Raw genomic sequence first — 20,713 nt, 5'->3', positions numbered from 1 at the left:
GACCTCCCGCCCCTCCGCGCCTGCGCGGAGGGGTTCTGGTAATGCAACAAGGACTATTTCAATGGCTGAACAATTCGACGTCGTCGTCATCGGTGCCGGCCCGGCCGGTTACCACGCTGCCATCCGCGCGGCCCAGCTTGGCCTGAAGACCGCCTGCATCGACGCAGCGCTGGGCAAGGACGGCAAGCCGGCCCTGGGTGGCACCTGCCTGCGCGTGGGCTGCATCCCGTCCAAGGCGCTGCTGGATTCCTCGCGCCAGTTCTGGAACATGGGCCACATCTTTGGCGACCACGGCATCAGCTTCAAGGATGCCAAGATGGACGTCGAAGCGATGGTTGGCCGCAAGGACAAGATCGTCAAGCAGTTCACCGGCGGCATCGCCATGCTGTTCAAGGCCAACAAGGTCGCCGCCTATTACGGCTTCGGCGAACTGCAGCCGGGCAACGTGGTCAAGGTCACCCAGCATGACGGCTCGGTCGTCGAGCTGAAGGGCACCAACGTCATCATCGCCGCCGGTTCGGATTCGATCGAACTGCCGTTCGCCAAGTTCGACGGCGAAACCATCGTCGACAACGTCGGCGGCCTGGACTTCACCGAAGTGCCGGCGCGCCTGGCCGTGATCGGCGCCGGTGTGATCGGCCTGGAGCTGGGCAGCGTGTGGAAGCGCCTGGGTTCGGAAGTGACCATCCTGGAAGCGCTGCCGGACTTCCTGGCTGCGGCCGATACCGAAGTGGCCAAGACCGCCGCCAAGGAGTTCAAGAAGCAGGGCCTGGACATCCGCCTGGGTGCCAAGGTCTCCAAGGCCGAAGTGACCGGCAAGGGCAAGAAGAAGGAAGTCGCCCTGACCTACACCGACGCCGAAGGCGAGAAGTCGCTGGTCGTGGACAAGCTGCTGGTGGCCGTCGGCCGTCGCGCCGCCACCAAGGGCCTGCTGGCCGAAGGAACCGGCGTCAAGATCAACGAGCGTGGCCAGATCGAAGTCGACGCGCACTGCCACACCGGCGTCAACGGCGTCTGGGCGGTCGGTGACTGCGTGCGCGGCCCGATGCTGGCGCACAAGGGCTTCGAGGAAGGCATCGCGGTTGCCGAACTGATCGCCGGCCTGCCGGGCCACGTCAACTTCGACACCATTCCGTGGGTCATCTACACCGAGCCGGAGCTGGCCTGGGTCGGCAAGACCGAGCAGCAGCTGAAGGCCGAGGGCATCCCGTACAAGGCCGGCAGCTTCCCGTTCGCTGCCAACGGCCGTGCCGTGGCGATGATCGAGCCGGCAGGCTTCGTGAAGGTTCTGGCCCACGCCGAAACCGATCGCATCCTGGGCATGCACCTGGTCGGCGCCAACGTGTCCGAGCTGGTGCACGAAGGCGTGCTGACCATGGAGTTCAGCGGTTCGGCCGACGACCTGGCGCGGATCTGCCACGCCCACCCGTCGCTGTCGGAAGTGGTGCACGACGCGGCGATGGCCGTGAGCAAGCGCGCGATCCACAAGGCGAACTGATCCATCGGGTAGTGCCGGCCACTGGCCAGCGTTGCTGGATACGGAAAACCCCGCCTCGGCGGGGTTTTTTGTTGGCCGCTTGACCGCCCGCCTGCAACCCGGCCCAATGCAACCGGCCAGGGAATGCTGTGGCCGCCGCCGATTTCCATGGAGCCGTACGATCATGCACCTGTCCCGCTTCTGCCGCCTGCCATTGCTGCTCGGCTTCGCCTTGGCCGGATGCAATGCCACCCCACCCAGAACCGACTACCGCGCAGCCGAGGTGCAGCCGGTCGAAGTGATGCCGCAACGCGATGGCGACGTGCTGATCCGCTATCACGTGCCTGCCGAGACGCTCTTCCACTCACCCGGCGCGGATGTGCGCACGGCCAGCGATGGCAGCCTGGAAGTATCCCTGCGGCGCTGTGGGATCAAGCAGCCCTGCACGGTGACCCATCCGGCGGCAGCCACCGCCGGCGCGCCGCTGCAGGTTGAATTCGTAGTGCGGCCGCGTGGCCGCATCATCATGGTCTACCGCGATCTGCGCGAACAGGTGTTCCCGGCACCGCCGGCCGCCGCGGCACCCTCATCCTGAAGCCGCCGCCGTACCGGCAGATGGCGGATCAACGCTGCATCGGCTGCGGCGCCGGCTTGGCGGCAGCCCTCTTCGGCGGATCGTCACAGATGCGGTGCTGGACGACCGTTTCCCCTGCCTTCCACTGCTTCACCACCCGGCAGGATTCCCTGGGCGCATCCTCTGCAGTCGCAGCGGTGGCGGCCAAAGCAGGATCGTGCCCGCGCTCCAGGTAGGCCGACGGCGGCTCCTTGCCGGACGCGGGCGCCGCCACCAGCAGCGCCACCATCGCAATGACGATCGGCCTCATGCGGTCACCGGTCCGCCGCCCAGCAGGCGTGTCGGCAGCATGAACAGCGCGCGCAGGAAAGCGAACAGTGCCGAGAAGGTGATGCCGAGCAGGCGGAACGGCAGGCTCAGCAGCCACACGAACGGCCAGGCGATCAGCGCCAGGAGCGCCAACGGCCAGCACAGCACGAACAGCAGGCACCAGACACCAAGCGCAAACAAGGTCTTCATCAGAGGCTCCCTCGGCGGCACCCCGCCGCCTGCAACCACGTTGCTACCCTGCCCTGTCGCCCGCAAACGGTTTGCGACGAAAGCCGGTTGGGGGGCGATGAAACCTGCCGCTGGGGAGCAGATCCGCCGGGCGTGGCCCGACGCTACCGTAACGCCGTCGGCGCTATTCGAACGAACCGACCGAGTCGTGGGCCAGGTTGTCGAAACGGGTGTACTCGCCGAAGAACTTCAGCTTGCACGAGCCGGTGGGGCCACCACGGTGCTTGCCGATGATGATCTCGGCCAAGCCCTTGTCCGGCGAATTTTCCTTGTTGTAGTAATCGTCGCGGTAGATGAAGACGATCATGTCCGCATCCTGCTCGATTGCGCCCGATTCGCGAAGGTCGGCCATCACCGGGCGCTTGTCGGTACGTGTTTCCAGCGAGCGGTTGAGCTGGGACAGGGCAATGACCGGTACGTTCAGTTCCTTGGCCAGGCCCTTCAGCGAACGCGAGATCTCGGAGATTTCGGTCGCGCGGTTCTCGCTGTTGCCCGGCACGCTCATCAGCTGCAGGTAGTCGATCACGATCAGGCCCAGGTCGTGCTCGCGCTTGAGGCGGCGGCACTTGGAACGCAGGATCTCCGGCGACACGCCCGGCGTATCGTCGATGAAGATCTTGGTTTCCTTCAACATCTTGATCGCACCGGTCACCCGGCTCCAGTCCTCGTCCTCCAGCTGGCCGGTACGCAGGCGCTGCGCGTTGATGCGGCCATTGGACGAGATCAGGCGCATCGCCAGCTGCGATGCGGACATTTCCATCGAGAACACCGCCACGCCCTTCTTCGACTTGATCGCCGCGTATTCGGCGATGTTCAGGGCGAAGGTGGTCTTGCCCATTGCAGGACGCGCAGCAAGGATGATCAGGTCGGTCGGCTGCAGGCCGGCGGTCATCGCGTCGAAATCGGTATAGCCGGTCGGCAGGCCGGTGATGTTGCCGCCATTCTCGAAGCGGTTGCGCAACTCTTCGAATGCGTCCTTCAACGCACCGGGCATGGCCACGAAGTCGGTACGGCCGCGCGCGCCCTGTTCGGCGATGGCAAATACGCTCTTTTCCGCAGCGGACAACAACTCGCTGCTGTCGCGGCCCTCGGGCTGGAAACCATCGTTGACGATGTCGGTGCCGACCTGGATCAGCTGCCGCAGCACCGCCTTGTCACGCACGATCTCGGCATAAGCCACGATATTGGCCGCCGACGGCGTGGTGCTGGCCAGTTCGATCAGATAGGCACCATCGCCCACCAGCTCCATCTTGCCCTGCGATTCGAACCACTCGCCCAGGGTCACCGCATCGAAGGGGCGTTCGCGCTCGGACAGCTCGCGGATCGCCCGGTAGATCATCTGGTGGTCGCGGCGGTAGAAGTCACCCTCGGTCAGCTGGTCGTTGACCCGGTCGTAGGCCTCCGGTGCCAGCATCAGGCCACCCAGCACCGCCTGTTCGGCTTCCACCGAATGCGGCGGCACGCGCAACTGGTCGATACGCGATTCATCGCGATCGCGGTCGAAGCCATCGCCGCGCTCTCTGCGGTTGGAACGGAAGCCGGAACGGGCGGACATGCTGCGGTGTTTCCTGCAAAAGGGGCCAGACGAGTGTAGGCATGCGCCGAGTCCGGCGGCCATGGACAAACCTGTGGATAAGCCGTGGAAGAACGGGGGATATCCGCCTGGGCCTGTCCAGACTGGCGCGAGGGCGTCGCATTGCCTGCGACGGGCGTCGTTGCGACGCCCGAAGCGGGCCATTATCGCAGATGGGGACCGCCGCTGCTGGCGTCAGTCGCCCTTGGCATGCACCGCGATCAGGGCCAGGAACCGGTCCACATAGCCCTGCAGGAACGTCTGCGTGCCCTCGTTGTGGATCGTGCCGTCGGCATCGATCAGGCCATCCTTGAAGTGGATGAACGCCTCGGGCTGGCCAAGCACGTGCATGTCCAGGAAGGCCAGGCTGTTGCGCAGGTGCTGCTGGGCCACCGCCGTGCCGATCTGGCCGATGGAAGCACCGATCACCGCCGCTGGCTTGCCCGCAAAAGCGCTGTCACCATAGGGGCGCGAGCCGATGTCGATGGCATTCTTCAACACGCCCGGCACGGAACGGTTGTACTCGGGGGTCACGAACAGCACGGCGTCGGCGGCGCGCACCTGGTCCTTCAGGCGCGTGCCCTGCGCCGGGTAGCTGGCGTCGAAATCCTGGTCGTACAACGGCAGATCGCCGATCTGCACGTACTGGAAGCGCGCCTTGTCACCGGCTAGTTTCTCCAGCGCGCGGGCCAGCTTGCGGTTGCAGGAGTCCTTGCGCAGGCTGCCGACGAATACAGCAATGGTGGGGACGGACATCAGGACATACTCCTCACGGTGCGGGAGGGCCAGCCTAGCCGCCGCGCCCTTCCCCGCCGGTGAAGATCAAGTGCGCTTCACGCCTGCACGCATCTGCCGCCAGTGGTCCTGCCAGGCCTGGAACATCAGCACGTTCCACAGGTGCGTGTGCCACTTGCGCTGGCCGCCCAGGAACTGCTGCCACAGTGGCTGCACAGCGGCGGCCGACAGCACGCCTTCGCGTTCCAGCCGCGCCGGCTGCAACAATTCGTCCGCCCAGGGCTTCAGGTCGCCCTTCAGCCAATCACTGACCGGTGCGCCGAATCCACGCTTGGGCCGGTGCACCATCGACTGCGGCACATACCGCCCCAGCACGCGCTTGAGCAGCACCTTGCTGGTCGACTCACTGCGCTTGAAGCCCAGCGGCAGCGACCAGGCGAACTCGGCCACGCGCCAGTCCAGCAAGGGCGCACGTGCCTCCAGGCTGACCGCCATCGAGGTGCGGTCGACCTTGCACAGCAGATCATCGGGCAGATAGCTGACGAAGTCGGCCAGCATCATCGCGTCGGCCGGCGTACCGGCACCATGCAGCGGATCGGCCAGATCGTAGAAGCTGCCCGCTTCGCGTGCACCGATCACCGCGGCCGCCGGATCGCGCCAGCGCGAGATGCGGTTGCGATACACATCGCCGATGCCACGTGCGCCGGTTTCGGCCAGCAACGCGGCCAGCCCGCCGGTGCGCGACGCCTCGCCCTGCTGGTGCGCACGCGCACCCATCCAGCGCCGCAGGGGCGCGGGCACCCGTCCCAGCATCTGCCAGTTGCGCAGCGCGCGTACATAGCGGGTATAGCCGAAGAACAACTCATCGCCGCCATCGCCGGACAGTGCGACGGTCACGCCCTGGCGGGCGAGGCGGGCGACCAGCGCGGTCGGCACCTGCGAGGCATCGGCAAAGGGTTCGTCGAACATCGCCGGCAGCTGCGGCACCACCGCCAGCGCATCGGCGCCACTGACATACAGCTCGGTGTGATCGCAGCCAAGGTGGGTGGCCAGTTCCTTGGCCAACGGTGCCTCGTCGTGGTGGGAGCCGCTGAAGCCGATGCTGAAGCTGTGCACCGGCTGCCCGCTCTGCGCCTGCATCAGCGCCGCCACCAGCGATGAATCGGTGCCGCCGGACAGGAACACGCCCACCGGCACATCGGCGACCATGCGCAGCGCCACGGCATCGCGCAGCAGGCCATCCAGCTGCTCCTCGGCCTCCTCGATGCGGCCCTGGAACGGTGCGGCCAGTGCCGCCTGCATGCGCGCGCGCGCGTCCCAGTACGGACGCTGCGCCTGCTCAGGGCGATGTGCGCTGGCTCCAGCCGCCACGGCCGCCGCATCCAGCCGCAGCACGCGCCCGGGCATCAGCTTGTAGCAGCGCTGGTGGATGCTGTGCGGTGCCGGGATGTAATCCAGCCGCAGCAGCAGCGTCAGCGCATCGCGGTCGATGTCGTTGTCGAACTCCGGGTGCTGCCACAGCGCCTTCAGCTCCGAGCCGAACACCAGGGCATCACCGGCCCAGCCGTAGTACAGCGGCTTCTTGCCGACCCGGTCGCGGGCCAGCCACAGGCACTGTTCCTGGCGGTCCCACAGGGCGATGGCAAACATGCCGTTGGCGCGCTGCAGGGTGTCCTCGACGCCCCACTGCAGGATCGCGGCCAACAGCACCTCGGTATCGGAATGGCCACGGAACGCATGCCCCAGCGGCTCCAGTTCGGCGCGCAGCGTGGCGAAGTTGTAGACCTCGCCGTTGTAGGCCATCACATAGCGGCCGTCGGCCGAGGCCATCGGCTGGTGGCCCAGCGGTGAAAGATCGAGGATGCTCAGGCGCCGGTGGGCCAGGGCAATGCCAGCGGCGGCATCGACCCAGGTACCGCCGTCATCCGGCCCGCGATGGTGCAGCGCCTGGCCCATGGCCAGCGCCTGCGCCTGCAGGACCTCGGCCGGCGTCTGTGCCGCCGGCAACAACATACCTGCCAATCCACACATGCATCAGGGTTCCTGCGCCAGGTCGAGGGCGGCGCCAATCACCGCATTGTCGCTTGGAAGCCCGAACATTGCTGCCCCCGCCAGCGGCGTATAGGTATCGGCACCGCAGACCCGGCGCACGGGCAGGTGGCCATGGCCGGCCTCGACCAGCGCGGTGATCACGCCCTCGCCTACGCCCCCGCTCTGCCGCCCTTCATCCAGTACCAGCACCCGTTGCGCGGTGGCGGCCTGGGCGCCGATGAAGGCCGCATTCAACGGCACCAGCCAGCGCAGGTCGACCACACGCACCTGCCAGCCCAGCTGCTGCTCGATGGCGGCCGCTGCGCGCAGCGCCATCGGCACGCCGTTGCCATAGGTGAAGATCACCAGATCGCTGGCATCCGGCGCGTACACCCTGCCCTCGCCCAGCACCAGCGCCTGCCCGGGTGCGGGGTAGTCGAACAACCACTGGCCATCGCCGGCCGCGTGCAGATCCTTGGTCATGTAGAGGGCGATCGGTTCAAGGAACACCGCTACCCGACCATCCACGCGGGCCAATGCCGCCAATGTGCGCAGCATCATCACCGCATCATCGCCACGCGACGGACAGCCCACCACCAGCCCCGGGATGTCACGCAGCGCCGTGATCGAATTGTCGTTGTGGAAGTGGCCGCCGAACCCCTTCTGGTAGCCCAGCCCGGCCACCCGTACCAGCATCGGGTTGCGGAACTGGTCGTTGGAGAAGAACTGCAGCGAGCAGGCCTCGCCACGTACCTGGTCGATGGCGTTGTGCAGGTAGGCCAGGTACTGGATTTCCGGGATCGGCAGCATGCCCATGTTGGCCAGCCCCTGGGCCATGCCGAGGATCATGGTCTCGTCCAGCAGCGTGTTGAACACCCGGCGCGGGCCGAAACGGCGCAGCAGGTCGCGCGTCACCGTGTAGACACCGCCTTTCTGCGCCACGTCCTCGCCAAACAACAGCGCCTGCGGGTACTTGCCCAGCAGCTCCTGCAGCGCATGGTTGATCTGTATCGCCAGGTGCCGCGGCGGTTGCCGTTCGGGCAGCGCCTCGGCGCCGCCGTACAGCGCCTGCCGGGCCTCGATTGGCGCCACGCGCTCGGCCTCGGCCTGCACCGCTGCGGGCGTATAGGGTGCCAACGGCGTGATCACTTCCTGCAATGTCTGCAGCTTCGGCCGCGTATCAGCATCGATGGCCGCGGCCATGCAGCGCGCGCGCAGGGCTTCATAGGCGGCCTCGACGCCCGCCGCATCCATCCAGCCCGACTCCAGCGCGATCTGCGCCGAGCGCAGCAGCGGGTCCTGCGCCTCGGCCGCACACAGTTCGGCCAACGCGCGCCATTCCACTTCGAAGTCGGTCCCGGCGTGGCCCATCAACCGCGTGGTGCGCAGGTGCAGGTAGGTCGGCCGACGCATGCGCCGGCAATGTTCGACCGCCGCCTGCACCTGCGCGTGGCCGGCCGCCAGGTCCAGGCCATCGGCAAAGAAGTAGTCCAGGCCCGGTTGCCGGCTGAAGCGCTCTGCGATCCACCCCTCGGGCGTCTTCACCGAAATGCCCAGGCCATTATCCTCGCAGACGAACAGGATCGGCACCGGCAGCTTCTGGTAGGCCGACCACATCGCGGTATTGAACGCGGTCTGCGCGGTGGCATGGTTGGCCGAGGCGTCGCCGAAGGAGCACATCACGATGCTGTCGGCGGGAATCGGCAGCGGCTGGCTCAGGCGCCTGCCACTCTCGATCGCCAGCGCGGTACCCACCGCCTTGGGCAGGTGTGAGGCGATGGTCGAGGTCTGCGGCAGCACCCACAGAGGCTTGCTGCCCCACACTTTGTGACGGCCGCCGCTGGCCGGGTCGTCGGCACTGGCGGCGAAGGACAGCGCGGCGTCGCGCACCGGATCCATGCCGGGCACCAGCCGCGCACGCTCGGCCATGAACGCGCCGGAACGGTAGTGCAGGAAGGCGGGGTCGGTGTGCCGGCAGGCGCGCGCAAGCAGCGCGTTGCCTTCGTGGCCGGACGAGCCGATCGTGTAGAAGACCTTGTTCTGCACGCGCAGCACGCGCGCCATCAGGTCCAGCTGGCGACTGAGCAGCTGCGATTCGAACAGTTCAGCGAAGGCGGCGGCGGTGAGGGTGCTGCCCGGCAGGATCGGCGCATCCGGCGCCGGGCGCGGCCGCGGGATGCCGCGCCAGTCGCGCACGGCCTCGAGGAAATTGGCGTCACAGACCTCGGCGCGGTTGAGGCCACGCATGCGTGCGGGAATGGGATCAGGAACCACAGCGAACATCGAACACCCTCCGTGCCGTTGTTGCAGACCGTGGCGCCGGACCGCCCGACCCTTCCACTGGCCGAGCACGCCGACGCTGCAGGGGAATCAATCCGGCGCGTTGAACCGCGCGCGCACCTCGGCAGTCACCGCGGGCATGGGCACGAAGCGAGGCTGCGCACGTACCCGCTGCAGCCAGGCCCGCACCTGCGGGAATGGATCCAGCGTGATGCCACCGTCGGCGGCGACATCGGAATAGGCAAACAAGGCGATATCGGCGATACCGTAGTCATCGCCGGTGAACCACCGCGCCTGGCGCAGATGTTGCTCCATCACCGCCAGCGCGCTGGCAGCGCGCTCATGCAGGCGCGGCAGTTCAGCACGGCGTGGCGAGTCGGCCGGTGTCCAACCGCGGATGAAGCGTGCCACCGCCACGCAGGGTTCATGCGTGTACTGCTCGAAGAACATCCAGCTCAATGCCTGCGCACGCTGCCAACCGTCGGCGGGAAGATACGGCGTACCTTCGGCCAGCCAGAACAGGATCGCATTGGATTCGGTCAGCACGCGGCCGTCGTCGCGCACGATCAACGGCACCTTGGCATTGGGATTGAGGGCGAGAAATTCCGCGGTATGGGTCTGGCCGTGGGCGCTGTCCACCTCCACCCAGCGGTAGCGGCTGCCGAGCTGTTCGAGCAACAGGCGCACCTTGTGGCAATTGCCCGAGACCGACATGCCATGCACCGTCAACGCACTGCGTTCTTCCACCATTGCCTGCTCCAGGGAGGTCCCGGCCTGCAGCCGGCTGCCCGCAGTCTGGCAAGCCGCCTGGCGATTGCCAAGCGCGGGTGCAGCATGGCGATACGGTAATTCCAGCCGCTGGCCGGCAACCTTGATGCAGCTGGATTGGTGCGGATGCCGGCCAGCGCCCGACACTCCCAGGCAGCGCTCAGCGTGCGCGCTGTTGCCACTGCCCGCGCGATTGCCCCCAGATTTCCAGCGGCTTGCCTCCATAGGGCGGTGGCAACTGCCCCATGCGCAGCTGCGTACTGCCGAGCTTGCGTGCAACCACCTTCGAGTTCTCGTTGTCTTCGGCGATGGTGTGGATCACCTCGCCCCAACCCAGCGTATCGAACGCCCAGTCGATCGCTGCGGTCGCCGCCTCCGGTGCGTAGCCCTTGCCCCAGCTGGCCCGGCGGATGCTCCAGCCGACCTCGGTGCCGGGCCAGTCCTGCGGCTGCCACGGCCCCATGCGACCGATCCATTCACCGCTGGATTTCTCGATCACGCTGAACATCGAGAAGCCGAACAGCTGCCATGCGCCGGCCAGGCTGCAGAAGCTGCGCCATGCCACCGAGGGTGCCTGCATACCGCCCAGCGTGCGCATCACCTCCTCATCGGCGCAGAACGCCAGATAGGAGGCGTAGTCCTGCCGCTGCGGCGGACGCAGGATCAGGCGTTCGGTTTCGATGCGCAGGTCGAAGATGCTCATGGCGTCATGGTAGAGCCACACCACGCGTGGATGAACCCCACCCATAAAAAAACAGGCCAGCAACGGCTGGCCTGTTCGTTACCGATGTTGCCGGAGAATTACTGACGGTTCGCGGTCGCGTCGCCGGCTGCAGCCGTCTGGGTGACCAGCTGCCCATCCACCACCGGCAGGCGATCGCTGGCCGGCTTGTTGTCCATACGCACGGTCTTCTCTGCGCCGTCGTAGCGGTAGGTCACGTTGTAGCCCTTGACCACGTCACTGGTGCCCATGGCAATGCGGTTGCCCGGCTTGCTGCCCATGCGCATCGTGCCAGTGGTGCCGTCTTCATTGCGGTAGGTCACGTTGTAGCCGGTGACACGGCTCGACTCGGAGGTCGCCGTTTCGGTGTGGCACTGGCGCTCGGTGCGGTTGACCACGCGGCCACCCACATGGCGCTTGTCGACCTGGTTGCCGATGAAGCCACCGGCCACGGCACCGGCAGCGGTCGCGGCCTTCTTGCCATTGCCGCCGCCCACCTGGTTGCCCAGCAGGCCACCGACCACGGCACCGACCACGGTGCCACCGACGTTGCCATCACGCTCGGGCAGGCGTTCCTGCACCACCACGTCCTGGCAGACTTCATGCGGGGTCTGGGTGGTGGACGTCTCGCGTACCGGATCGGTGCCGATCACGGTGGCATAGGCCTTCTGCTTCTCGGTGATCGGATCGACCTTCAGCACATCGGCGTATTCCAGGCCACGCGGCGCACTGGCGTCCACTGCGTCGCCACGCGCGCCATCGTCGGTGGCATTGCCATCGACCAGGCGCGATTCACTCGGGTTCCCGGCGCTCAGCTCCGGCGACTTGTCGCCGCTCTTCATGAAGGCGGCGGTGGCGATACCACCGACCAGCAGCGCGCCCGCTGCGACCAGGACAGTTGTAGTTGTGCTTTTCATGACCTGCTCCTTGCGGACCGTCCGCAACGTTCTCAGGCCAGATTGCAGCATGCGGTGCCTGAACGGAATCTCCACATTTCCTGCTCACCGCCGTAACCCATTCAGCATCTGGAAATGCTGGGCCCGTGGTAGCGTTTGCACATTCCCCCGGAGGACCTCCGCCATGGCCAACCCGATGCTGCTGCCGGTCCTGCAATGGGCACGCCGGCTGCGCTACCCCACCCTGTTCAAGCTGACCGCCGGCCTGTTCGCGCTGACCCTGTTCATCCCCGACCCGATTCCGTTCGTCGACGAACTGGTGCTGGGCTTTGGCACCCTGCTGCTGGCCAACTGGAAGAGCCGCAGCGCGACCACACCTCCGCCGCTGGAGCAGCGTTGAACCTGCTGGTCGACAGCCACTGCCACCTGGATGCCAGCGAATTCGATGGCGACCGCGCGGCGGTCATCGACCGCGCGCGCGCTGCCGGCGTGCGGATGCAGGTGGTTCCAGCCATCACTGCGGCCAGCTGGCCAAAGCTGCGCGAGGTCTGCCAGCAGGCGACGGGCCTCTATCCCGCCTATGGCCTGCACCCGATGTTCCTTGACCAGCACCGGCCCGAACACCTGCCGCAGCTGCGTGAATGGATCGAACAGGAGCGGCCCTGCGCGATCGGCGAATGCGGGCTGGATTTCTTCGTCGAGGGGCTGGATGCCGGGGCACAGCAGGACTATTTCGTCGGACAGCTGACGCTGGCGCGCGAGTTCGATCTGCCCGTGATCGTGCATGCCCGCCGTGCAGTGGATGCGGTGATCACCGCGATCCGCCGCATCGGTGGCCTGCGCGGGGTGGTGCACAGTTTTTCCGGCAGCCCGGAACAGGCCGCGCAGCTGCACAAGCTGGGATTCCTGCTCGGCCTGGGCGGACCACTGACCTACGAGCGTGCGCAGCGTCTGCAGCGGCTGGTCCGCACGATGCCGCTGGAGCAGTTGCTGCTGGAGACCGATGCGCCGGACCAGCCCGACGCGGGTATCCGTGGCCAGCGCAACGAGCCGGCGCGGCTGGCGGTCATCGCCCGCCACATCGCCGCACTGCGCGGGATGGAACTGGACGCCGTGGCGCAGGCCACCACGGACAACGCCCGGCGGCTGTTCAACCTGCCCGCCTGACCGGTAGCGCCGCGCCCTGCCCGGCGGCATTGTGCTGGTCGCGCTGTGCGCTCGCCGGGCAGGGCCCGGCGCTACCGATCACGCGTCGGCGTGATCCTCGGCCGCTCCGGCCTTCACCTTCTTCGGCTCCAGCAGCATCTCCAGCGCCTTGCCCACGGCCGCGAACGCAAATGCGCCGGTGATGTGGGTGGCCGCGCCCAGGCCGGCGCCGCAATCGAGCTTCAGGGCCGCATCCGCGCCCAGGTTCGGCCGCAGCCCACAGACACTCCCGTCGGCCTGCGGATATTTGACGTTTTCCAGTGAATACACCGCCGGCACGCCGAAATAGCGCTTGGCGTTCTTCGGGAAGTTGAATTCGCTGCGCAGCTTCTTGCGGATCAGCGCCAGCATCGCGTCATGCTCGGTGCGCGAGACATCGCGGATGCGCACCAGGGTGGGATCGGTACGGCCGCCGGCCGCGCCGACGGTCAGCAACGGCAGCTTGCGGCGGCGGCACCAGGCGATGGTTTCCACCTTCACCCGGAAACTGTCGCAGGCATCGATCACCAGGTCGAAACCGCGGTCCAGCAATTCAGCCATGTTGGCCGGGGTCAGGAACGCCTGCACGGCGTCGACCTCGATCTGCGGATTGATCGCCCGGCAGCGCTCGGCCATGGCCTCTGCCTTGTTGCGGCCGTAGCTGCCCTCCAGCGCCGGCAGCTGGCGGTTGGTATTGGATACGCAGATGTCATCGGCATCGATCAGGGCCAGATGGCCCACCGCCGAGCGTGCCAGCGCCTCCACCACCCACGAGCCGACGCCGCCCATGCCGACCACGGCAACACGGCTGCCCTGCAGGCGCTCGAGCGCGCCGACGCCATACAGCCGTTCAATACCGGCGAAGCGTTGTTTGACCTGTTCGTTCATCGGGCTATTTTAACGTGCAGGTCCCCTGACTACAGCACGACGACGCCGAACCCACCGTTGCACGCCCGGAGCGCCCGCCATGAGTGCCAGCCCACCCCGCCGCCCGTCCACCGCCTACCGCTATCTGTTCGTGCTCGGCCTGGGCCTGCTGATCGGCCTGATTACCACGGTGATGGTCGGCCGCGCACTGCAGGCACGCCGCGATCCGTTCCCGGACAGCCTGATGCAGGTAATGCAGCGGCAGGCGGATCTGCTGCGGCAGGCTCAGCAGCAGAACCGCTGCAGCCTGGCCGACAGCGTCCCGCGCCTGCAGGTGCTGCGCCTGCTGTCCAACGATCTGGACCAGGCCTTCCCCGGATTGAAGGACAGCCCGCAATTCCAGCAGCACGCCAGCCAGTACCGCGCCGACCTCAACACGGCCTTGGCCAGCCCGCCGATCGACTGCAACGCGTTGGCGCAGCAGGTCCAGGCACTGCAGGACGATTGCCGGGCCTGTCATCAGGACTTCCGCTGATTCATCTTCGAGTGGGCGAAGGCCAGTGTGGTTGGCGCCTTGTTCACGTTGGAAAGAGGAGGATTCGCTCACCCTGCTGCATGACGCAGTACCACCCAAACGCACCCGCCTTCACGGCCAGGAGACGCCCCATGAAGATCCAGCTCATCGCCGCCAGTGTCATCGCAACCGTCGGCCTGGCCGGCTGTGCCACCTCGCCGGGCTATGGCGGCGGTGGTTACAACAACAGCGGCTACAACAACGGCGGCTACGGCAACAACTCCGGTTACAACCAGAGCCGCTGCGCCGACTGCGGCATCGTCACCCGCATCAATGCCGTGCAGTCCGGCCGTACCGCGCCCTCCGCCACCGGCGCGATCCTCGGCGGCATCGTCGGCGCGGTGGCCGGCCATGAGATCTCCGACCACACCGGCGGCAGCCGCGGCAACAAGAACATCGCCGCCGCCGCCGGCGCCGTGGGTGGTGCACTGGCCGGCAACCAGATCCAGAAGAACGTCACCAGCGATACCTACGACATCAGCGTGCGCATGGATGATGGCCGCACCATCGTGGTCAACCAGCGCGACCTCGGCGGCATCCGCGAAAACACCTATGTCCGCGTGGTCAACGGCAAGGTCATCCTGCGCTGACCCGCAGCGGGCCCCGGCCGATCAGAACCGGAGCAACAAAAAAAGGCCCGCTTGCGCGGGCCTTTTTCATGCCGGCAAGCGGCAGGTATTACGCCGGCTGGACCTTGTCAGCCTGCAGGCCCTTCTGGCCCTGCACCACTTCAAAGCTCACAGCCTGGCCTTCCTTGAGGCTCTTGAAGCCCTGGGTCTCGATGGCACGGAAGTGCACGAACACGTCCTCGCCATTCTGCCGGCTGATGAAGCCGAAGCCCTTGGCATCATTGAACCACTTCACGGTACCGTTCTCGCGATCAGCCATCTCACTAACTCCCTTTGACTCTCTCTTGTTGTTGGATACGCCTGTTGGGCGGCTGACAAGCAAGGGGGAAGCGAGGTGCATCGATGCAGCGGATCGGAATGATCTTGCTTCATCAGGCCACGATCCACGGTGACCTTGCCAAGCTCAGCGTCTGCAACTTAACCCGACCAAAACGAAAAAGCAACTGGTAAAAACCTTTCACTGTCAACCCCAAAAAGACAACCATACGGGACAGCATGGACCTCTCATTCATCTTGTATCTGCTAGCGGTCATTTTTGTCCTCATCGGCATCGCCGGCATCGTCCTGCCAGCCCTGCCGGGCATCCCGCTGGTCTTCATCGGGCTGGTGCTGGCCGCCTGGGCAGACGGCTTCGTCCATGTCGGCTGGCCCACCCTGCTGATCCTCGGCGTGCTGACCGCGCTGTCGCTGCTGGTCGACGTGCTGGCGACCGTGGTCGGCGCCAAGCGCGTGGGCGCCAGCCGCAAAGCGCTCTGGGGCACCTTCATCGGCAGCATCGTCGGCCTGTTCTTCATGCCGATCGGATTGTTCGCCGGGCCGCTGCTGGGCGCGCTGCTGGGCGAGTACTGGCATACCCGCGAGCTGGGCCGCTCAACCAAGGTCGGGCTGGCCACCTGGCTGGGCATCCTGCTGGGCCTGGCGCTGAAGCTGGCGCTGGTGATCGCGATGCTGGGCCTGTTCGCCTTCGCCTGGTTCCTGTGAGGCATGCGGCCTTCACACAGCGCGCACGCACACGCCGGGCATAAACCCGTGGGGCTGGCCGTTACCCGATGCAGCCGCCACACTGTCCCTCTTTCCGCATTCATTCCGAAGGGCCTGCTGCAATGACCCTCTCTCCGTTGTTTCCCCGCCTTGCACCGCTGGCGTTGGCCTTGGCCAGCGCGCCTGTGGCTGCCCAGGAATTCGCGCCCAGCGCCGAGGCCTCGCCGGCCGCCTGCTCGGCCATCACGACCGATGCTGCCCGCCTGGCCTGCTACGACCGCCAGTTCGGGCGCACGCCTCAGGCCACCGCCGAAGCTGATGCGGCCGCCGAAGCCGCCGCACAGGCACGCCGCGAGCAGCGCGACACCGCGCGGGTGAGCCAGGGCGAGGAGAAGCTGCGCGAGCGTGTCAGCGACCTGTTCCGGTCCGAAGCGCCGGACAGCGCACTTGCCAATGCCGGCCGCGGTTCGCTGCTGGACAGCCGCTGGGAACTGGCCGAGGACTCCAAGCTGGGCCCGTTCCAGCTGCGCGCGTACAAGCCTGTGTACCTGCTGCCGGCATTCTGGACCAGCGACCGCAACACCATGCCGGACTCGCCGAACCCGGCCAACAGCGTGACCACCCCGCAGGTGCTGGACAGCGCCGAGCTGAAGTTCCAGATCAGCTTCAAGACCAAGATCGCCGAGAACCTGTTCGGCGACAACGGCGACATCTGGGCGGGCTATACCCAGAGTTCGCGCTGGCAGGCCTACAACGGCGAGGACTCGCGCCCGTTCCGCGAGACCAACTACGAGCCGGAAGTGATGATGGTGTTCCGCAACGGCTACTCGATCGGTGGCTGGCGTGGGCGGATGACCGGCATCAGCCTCAACCACCAGTCCAACGGCCGTGCCGATCCGCTGTCGCGCAGCTGGAACCGGGTGATCCTCAACGTCGGCCTGGACCGCGAGAACTGGGCACTGGTGCTGCGTCCCTGGTACCGCATTCCCGAGACCCGCAGCGACGACAACAACCCGGACATCGAGGACTACATGGGCCGCGGCGACGCGACCCTGACCTGGAACCACAAGGGTCACGAAGTCTCGTTGATGGCACGTCATTCGCTGCGCACCGGTGACCGCTCGCACGGCGCGCTGCAGCTGGACTACGGCTTCCCGATCAGCAACCTGCTGCGCGGCCATGTGCAGATCTTCGACGGCTATGGCGAGAGCCTGATCGATTACAACCACAAGGCAACCTACGTCGGCGTCGGCGTGTCCCTGCTGGAGTGGTTCTGATGGATGTGACGATCTGGCACAACCCCGCGTGCAGCAACTCGCGCGCGGCCCTTAAGCTGATCCGCGACGCCGGTTTCGAACCGGTTGTGATCGATTATCTCGGCAGCCCGCTCGATGTAGCCACGCTGCGCCAGGTACTGGTGGAATCCGGCCTGGCCGCGACCGGGCTGGTGCGCAGCAAGGAACCCGAGTTTGCCGCACTGGGCCTGCAGGGAAGCGATGACGACGCCCTGCTGGCCGCGATGGCCACCCACCCACGGCTGATCAACCGCCCGGTGGTACGCACCGCGAAAGGCACCCGCCTGTGCCGGCCACCGGAAACGGTGCTGGAGATCCTGTAACCCGCCCCGCTTTGGTAGAGCCGTGCCATGCTCGGCTGCGGTTCGCGTGCCACCCGTGAATGCAGCCCAGCATGGCCCGGCTCTACAGAACGGGTTACCGCCAGTCGGTGATGCCTTCGCGGCGATAGACCTCGGCGAACGCCGGCCGCGCCTTCAGCCGATCCGCATACGCCTTCAACACCGGCCAGTGGTCGCTGGGCGTGGGCATGTTGCGTGACCAGCGCATCAACATCACCAGCATGAAATCGACCACGCCCGGCGCATCGCCGAGCAGGTAGGGACCGCCGTCCTGCAGGTGCGTGGCAACGTGCTGCCACGCCGCCTCCAGCTGCTGCCGGGCCATCGCACGCACTGCGTCGATGCACTCGCCACCCGCTGCTTCATGCGGATAGAACCAGGCGCGGTATGCCGGCTGCACGGTGTTGGCGCACCAGAACATCCAGCGATAGGCCTCGCCGCGTTCCGGCGTGCCGACGGCAGGCAACAACCCTGCCTGCGGATGACGGTCTGCCAGATACAGCGCGATCGCGGCCGCCTCGGTCAGTACCTGGCCGTCGATCAACAGGGTCGGCACCCTGCCCGCCGGATTGAGCGCCAGGTAGCCAGCTGCTTTGTGCTCGCGCGTTTCGAAATCGAGCAGCACCAGTTCGTGCTCGATACCGAGCTCGATCAGCAGCCAATGCACCACCAGCGAGGCGGTGCTGGTGGAACCATACAAGGTGGTGCGCATAGGACCTGTCCTGGGCGGGGAACGGCTGATTATGCGCGCTGTCCCCGGCGCGGTCAGCCGCAGGTGCTCATGCAGGTATCCCGACGCTCGCCGCAGCCCATCATCGGTGCGCGCAGCGTGCAGTCGTGCGCCTTCAACTCGCAGGAACGGCGCAGTTCCGGATGCTCGATGTCCTTGCAGCGCTGGTCCGGCGCCGGTGCCACGTGCTGCTCGCAGCTGGACTGGCGGCTGCCGATCCCCTGGCCTTCGGCCATGCAGCTGCGATAGCTGGCCTGGCACTGCATCTGGCACTGGGCACCGGCGCTGAAGCCGCCGCCACCGCCATACGACGAAGATGACGTACTGCAGCCGGCCATGACCAGCAGGGTGACAAGGGAAAGGCTACGCAACAGGTTCACAGGACGCTCCTTGTTCAATAGACCGGAAGACTGCCGGAAGAACGGGTTTCGCTCACCGCTCCGCCGCAGTCAAGTACACACTGCCCCCGCGTCGCATCGCAGGCGCTCGTGTTGGCTGCGGTGGCGCAGTACGCGCCGGCGCCACGTGCACCCTCGCAACGATGCCGCATCTTCTGGTCAGCGATGTCGCTGCATCTGTCGATGATGCGTTCCTTTTCCGACTGACAGCTCTGCTGCGCCATCTCGGCCATTGAACGCGCCTGATCCGCGCACTGCATGTGCCGCTGCGCACATCCTGCCGCACACACACGGCCGGCCTCGCTGGTGGGTTGCTCGACGTAATACTGCGGCGCGCAGCCCACCATCAAGGCAAGGGCGACTGCGGCGAAAGCATTGCGTATTCCTTGACGCACAAACAGCTTCCCTTGCCTGGCAACGCGCACACCCTAGCAAAGCCGCACGGTTGCAGTCGTTAAACGAAGAACGGCGCCACCCGGGCGCCGTTCTGCAATCGGACGGGCGTGGTCGACGCCGCGCCGATCACTCCACCACGACAGGAATCTTGCCGATGCGGGCCTGCCACTCGCGCGGGCCGGTCTTGTGCACCGACTCGCCGGTGGAATCGACGGCCACGGTCACCGGCATGTCTTCCACGGTGAACTCGTAGATCGCTTCCATGCCCAGGTCCGCAAAGCCGACCACCTTGGCCGCCTTGATCGCCTTGGACACCAGATAGGCCGAACCACCGACGGCCATCAGGTAGGCCGACTTGTGCTTCTTGATGGCCTCGATCGCGGCCGGACCACGCTCGGCCTTGCCGACCATGCCCAGCAGGCCGGTCTGTGCCAGCACCTGCTCGGTGAACTTGTCCATGCGGGTGGCGGTGGTCGGACCGGCCGGGCCCACCACTTCGTCGCGCACCGGATCGACCGGGCCGACGTAGTAGATGAAGCGCCCCTTCAGATCGACCGGCAGTTCCTCGCCCTTGTTGAGCATGTCGACCATGCGCTTGTGCGCGGCATCGCGGCCGGTCAGCAGCTTGCCGTTGAGCAGCAGGGTCTGGCCCGGCTTCCAGCTGGCCACGTCTTCCGGGGTGATCGTGTCCAGGTCCACGCGGGTGCCCTTGGACGCGTCATAGGTCAGCTTCGGCCAGTCTTCCAGCGACGGCGGGTCCAGCATCACCGGGCCGCTGCCATCCAGGGTGAAGTGCGCATGGCGGGTGGCGGCGCAGTTCGGGATCATCGCCACCGGCAGGTTGGCCGCGTGGGTCGGGTAGTCGTTGATCTTGATGTCGAGCACGGTGGTCAGGCCACCCAGGCCCTGGGCACCAATGCCAAGCGCGTTGACCTTCTCGTACAGCTCCAGACGCAGCTCCTCGATGCGGTTGGACGCCCCACGGGCCTGCAGCTCGGTGATGTCGATCGGCTCCATCAGCGCTTCCTTGGCCAGCAGCATCGCCTTCTCGGCGGTGCCGCCGATGCCGATGCCGAGCATGCCCGGCGGGCACCAGCCGGCGCCCATGGTCGGCACGGTCTTCAGCACCCAGTCGACGATCGAGTCGGACGGGTTGAGCATGGCGAACTTGGTCTTGGCTTCCGAGCCACCGCCCTTGGCGGCAACGATCACCTCCACGGTGTTGCCCGGCACCACCTTGACGTTGACCACGCCCGGGGTGTTGTCCTTGGTATTGATGCGCTTGCCGGCCGGATCGGCCAGCACCGAAGCGCGCAGCTTGTTGTCCGGGTACAGGTAGGCGCGGCGGATGCCTTCGTTGGCCATGTCCTCCACGCCCATGGTGGCGTCATCCCAGCGCACATCCATGCCGATTTCCAGGAACACGGTGACGATGCCGGTGTCCTGGCAGATCGGCCGATGGCCTTCGGCGCACATCCGCGAGTTGATCAGGATCTGCGCGATCGCCTCCTTCGCTGCCGGCGACTCCTCGCGCTCGTAAGCGGCGGCGAGGTTCTTGATGTAATCGACCGGGTGGTAGTACGAGATGTACTGCAGCGCGTCGGCGACGGACTGGATGAGGTCTTCCTGCTTGATCGATGTCACGGATTGCTCGCTTGCTGAAGGCTGGCGGGGGTAATCCGCCCATTTTACCCCCTCCCTCGA

At 66.5% G+C, this 20,713-nt stretch carries 24 protein-coding genes; 9 read left to right on the top strand and 15 right to left on the bottom strand.

From position 1 onward, the window contains the following. The first annotated feature begins 61 nt into the window (after positions 1 to 61). Together lpdA and TEP_RS06780 are read left to right on the top strand one after the other, a co-directional pair. Positions 62 to 1,498, top strand: a complete 1,437-nt coding sequence (gene lpdA / locus TEP_RS06785; protein ID WP_032951934.1) for a dihydrolipoyl dehydrogenase — start codon at positions 62 to 64, stop codon at positions 1,496 to 1,498. 163 nt (positions 1,499 to 1,661) lie between these two features. Then, positions 1,662 to 2,072, top strand: a complete 411-nt coding sequence (locus tag TEP_RS06780; protein WP_132824718.1) for a hypothetical protein — start codon at positions 1,662 to 1,664, stop codon at positions 2,070 to 2,072. Between the two features lie 28 nt (positions 2,073 to 2,100). Here the strand turns inward: TEP_RS06780 and TEP_RS06775 are convergent, their stop codons facing one another. The 9 genes from TEP_RS06775 to TEP_RS06735 form a co-directional block, all read right to left on the bottom strand. Next, the gene (locus TEP_RS06775; protein ID WP_132824717.1) at positions 2,101 to 2,361 is read right to left on the bottom strand and encodes a hypothetical protein; all 261 of its coding nucleotides are present in this window, start codon (positions 2,359 to 2,361) and stop codon (positions 2,101 to 2,103) included. After that, a complete protein-coding gene (locus TEP_RS06770; RefSeq protein ID WP_132824716.1) occupies positions 2,358 to 2,570 on the bottom strand; it encodes a hypothetical protein in 213 nt (70 codons plus the stop codon). The genes TEP_RS06775 and TEP_RS06770 overlap by 4 nt, the downstream gene beginning before the upstream one ends. 163 nt (positions 2,571 to 2,733) lie before the next feature. Further along, positions 2,734 to 4,164, bottom strand: a complete 1,431-nt coding sequence (locus TEP_RS06765; protein ID WP_117310796.1) for a replicative DNA helicase — start codon at positions 4,162 to 4,164, stop codon at positions 2,734 to 2,736. Positions 4,165 to 4,377: 213 nt separating this feature from the next. Continuing rightward, on the bottom strand, positions 4,378 to 4,938 hold the full coding sequence (locus tag TEP_RS06760; protein WP_033831525.1) for an NAD(P)H-dependent oxidoreductase: 561 nt from the start codon (positions 4,936 to 4,938) through the stop codon (positions 4,378 to 4,380). A 66-nt stretch (positions 4,939 to 5,004) separates the two neighbouring features. Further along, entirely contained in the window at positions 5,005 to 6,948 is a 1,944-nt protein-coding gene (gene asnB, locus TEP_RS06755; protein WP_132824715.1) for an asparagine synthase (glutamine-hydrolyzing), read from the bottom strand. A 3-nt stretch (positions 6,949 to 6,951) separates the two neighbouring features. After that, complete coding sequence (locus TEP_RS06750) at positions 6,952 to 9,231, bottom strand: thiamine pyrophosphate-dependent enzyme (RefSeq protein ID WP_132824714.1); 2,280 nt, start codon at positions 9,229 to 9,231, stop codon at positions 6,952 to 6,954. 87 nt (positions 9,232 to 9,318) lie between these two features. Beyond that, positions 9,319 to 9,978, bottom strand: coding sequence for a glutathione S-transferase family protein (locus TEP_RS06745; RefSeq protein WP_132824713.1), 660 nt, complete (start codon positions 9,976 to 9,978; stop codon positions 9,319 to 9,321). A 178-nt stretch (positions 9,979 to 10,156) separates the two neighbouring features. Continuing rightward, positions 10,157 to 10,699: a GNAT family N-acetyltransferase gene (locus TEP_RS06740; protein WP_132824712.1), complete on the bottom strand. Its 543-nt coding sequence runs from the start codon at positions 10,697 to 10,699 to the stop codon at positions 10,157 to 10,159. 98 nt (positions 10,700 to 10,797) lie between these two features. Next, a complete protein-coding gene (locus tag TEP_RS06735; protein ID WP_132824711.1) occupies positions 10,798 to 11,634 on the bottom strand; it encodes a glycine zipper 2TM domain-containing protein in 837 nt (278 codons plus the stop codon). A 163-nt stretch (positions 11,635 to 11,797) separates the two neighbouring features. Between TEP_RS06735 and TEP_RS06730 the strand changes: the two genes are divergently transcribed. Together TEP_RS06730 and TEP_RS06725 are read left to right on the top strand one after the other, a co-directional pair. Further along, a complete protein-coding gene (locus tag TEP_RS06730; RefSeq protein ID WP_099784760.1) occupies positions 11,798 to 12,013 on the top strand; it encodes a DUF6116 family protein in 216 nt (71 codons plus the stop codon). After that, the gene (locus TEP_RS06725; protein ID WP_132824710.1) at positions 12,010 to 12,780 is read left to right on the top strand and encodes a TatD family hydrolase; all 771 of its coding nucleotides are present in this window, start codon (positions 12,010 to 12,012) and stop codon (positions 12,778 to 12,780) included. The genes TEP_RS06730 and TEP_RS06725 overlap by 4 nt, the downstream gene beginning before the upstream one ends. Positions 12,781 to 12,858: 78 nt before the next feature. On the opposite strand, the gene TEP_RS06720 is transcribed toward TEP_RS06725, so the two are convergent. Beyond that, complete coding sequence (locus TEP_RS06720; RefSeq protein WP_132824709.1) at positions 12,859 to 13,686, bottom strand: tRNA threonylcarbamoyladenosine dehydratase; 828 nt, start codon at positions 13,684 to 13,686, stop codon at positions 12,859 to 12,861. Between the two features lie 79 nt (positions 13,687 to 13,765). Between TEP_RS06720 and TEP_RS06715 the strand changes: the two genes are divergently transcribed. Both TEP_RS06715 and TEP_RS06710 read left to right on the top strand, forming a co-directional pair. Next, positions 13,766 to 14,200, top strand: coding sequence for a cytochrome c (locus tag TEP_RS06715; RefSeq protein WP_132824708.1), 435 nt, complete (start codon positions 13,766 to 13,768; stop codon positions 14,198 to 14,200). Positions 14,201 to 14,331: 131 nt separating this feature from the next. Further along, positions 14,332 to 14,829, top strand: coding sequence for a glycine zipper 2TM domain-containing protein (locus TEP_RS06710; protein ID WP_132824707.1), 498 nt, complete (start codon positions 14,332 to 14,334; stop codon positions 14,827 to 14,829). Positions 14,830 to 14,917: 88 nt separating this feature from the next. Here the strand turns inward: TEP_RS06710 and TEP_RS06705 are convergent, their stop codons facing one another. Next, on the bottom strand, positions 14,918 to 15,127 hold the full coding sequence (locus tag TEP_RS06705; protein WP_025876765.1) for a cold-shock protein: 210 nt from the start codon (positions 15,125 to 15,127) through the stop codon (positions 14,918 to 14,920). A 236-nt stretch (positions 15,128 to 15,363) separates the two neighbouring features. On the opposite strand from TEP_RS06705, the gene TEP_RS06700 reads away from it, so the two are divergent. The 3 genes from TEP_RS06700 (at position 15,364) to arsC (ending at position 17,467) form a co-directional block, all read left to right on the top strand. Next, entirely contained in the window at positions 15,364 to 15,849 is a 486-nt protein-coding gene (locus tag TEP_RS06700) for a DUF456 domain-containing protein (protein ID WP_033831531.1), read from the top strand. A gap of 122 nt (positions 15,850 to 15,971) precedes the next feature. Continuing rightward, positions 15,972 to 17,126, top strand: a complete 1,155-nt coding sequence (locus tag TEP_RS06695; RefSeq protein WP_132824706.1) for a phospholipase A — start codon at positions 15,972 to 15,974, stop codon at positions 17,124 to 17,126. Then, positions 17,126 to 17,467, top strand: a complete 342-nt coding sequence (gene arsC / locus TEP_RS06690; RefSeq protein WP_132824705.1) for an arsenate reductase (glutaredoxin) — start codon at positions 17,126 to 17,128, stop codon at positions 17,465 to 17,467. The genes TEP_RS06695 and arsC overlap by 1 nt, the downstream gene beginning before the upstream one ends. Positions 17,468 to 17,561: 94 nt before the next feature. Here arsC and TEP_RS06685 read toward each other — a convergent pair whose 3' ends face one another. The 4 genes from TEP_RS06685 to TEP_RS06670 all read right to left on the bottom strand — a co-directional run bounded on the left by TEP_RS06685 (position 17,562) and on the right by TEP_RS06670 (position 20,653). Beyond that, complete coding sequence (locus TEP_RS06685) at positions 17,562 to 18,197, bottom strand: glutathione S-transferase family protein (RefSeq protein WP_132824704.1); 636 nt, start codon at positions 18,195 to 18,197, stop codon at positions 17,562 to 17,564. A 53-nt stretch (positions 18,198 to 18,250) separates the two neighbouring features. After that, complete coding sequence (locus tag TEP_RS06680) at positions 18,251 to 18,595, bottom strand: hypothetical protein (protein WP_240790642.1); 345 nt, start codon at positions 18,593 to 18,595, stop codon at positions 18,251 to 18,253. A gap of 14 nt (positions 18,596 to 18,609) precedes the next feature. After that, positions 18,610 to 18,846: a hypothetical protein gene (locus tag TEP_RS19825; protein ID WP_240790641.1), complete on the bottom strand. Its 237-nt coding sequence runs from the start codon at positions 18,844 to 18,846 to the stop codon at positions 18,610 to 18,612. Between the two features lie 289 nt (positions 18,847 to 19,135). Next, positions 19,136 to 20,653, bottom strand: coding sequence for a fumarate hydratase (locus TEP_RS06670; RefSeq protein WP_025876754.1), 1,518 nt, complete (start codon positions 20,651 to 20,653; stop codon positions 19,136 to 19,138). Positions 20,654 to 20,713: the final 60 nt, after the last annotated feature.

The organism is Stenotrophomonas sp. TEPEL, from assembly GCF_004348785.1.
In the GTDB taxonomy this organism is placed as follows: Bacteria; Pseudomonadota; Gammaproteobacteria; order Xanthomonadales; family Xanthomonadaceae; genus Stenotrophomonas; species Stenotrophomonas indicatrix.
The sequence above is the reverse complement of the archived record's forward strand: the minus strand, read 5'-3'. Positions and strand labels throughout refer to the sequence as shown.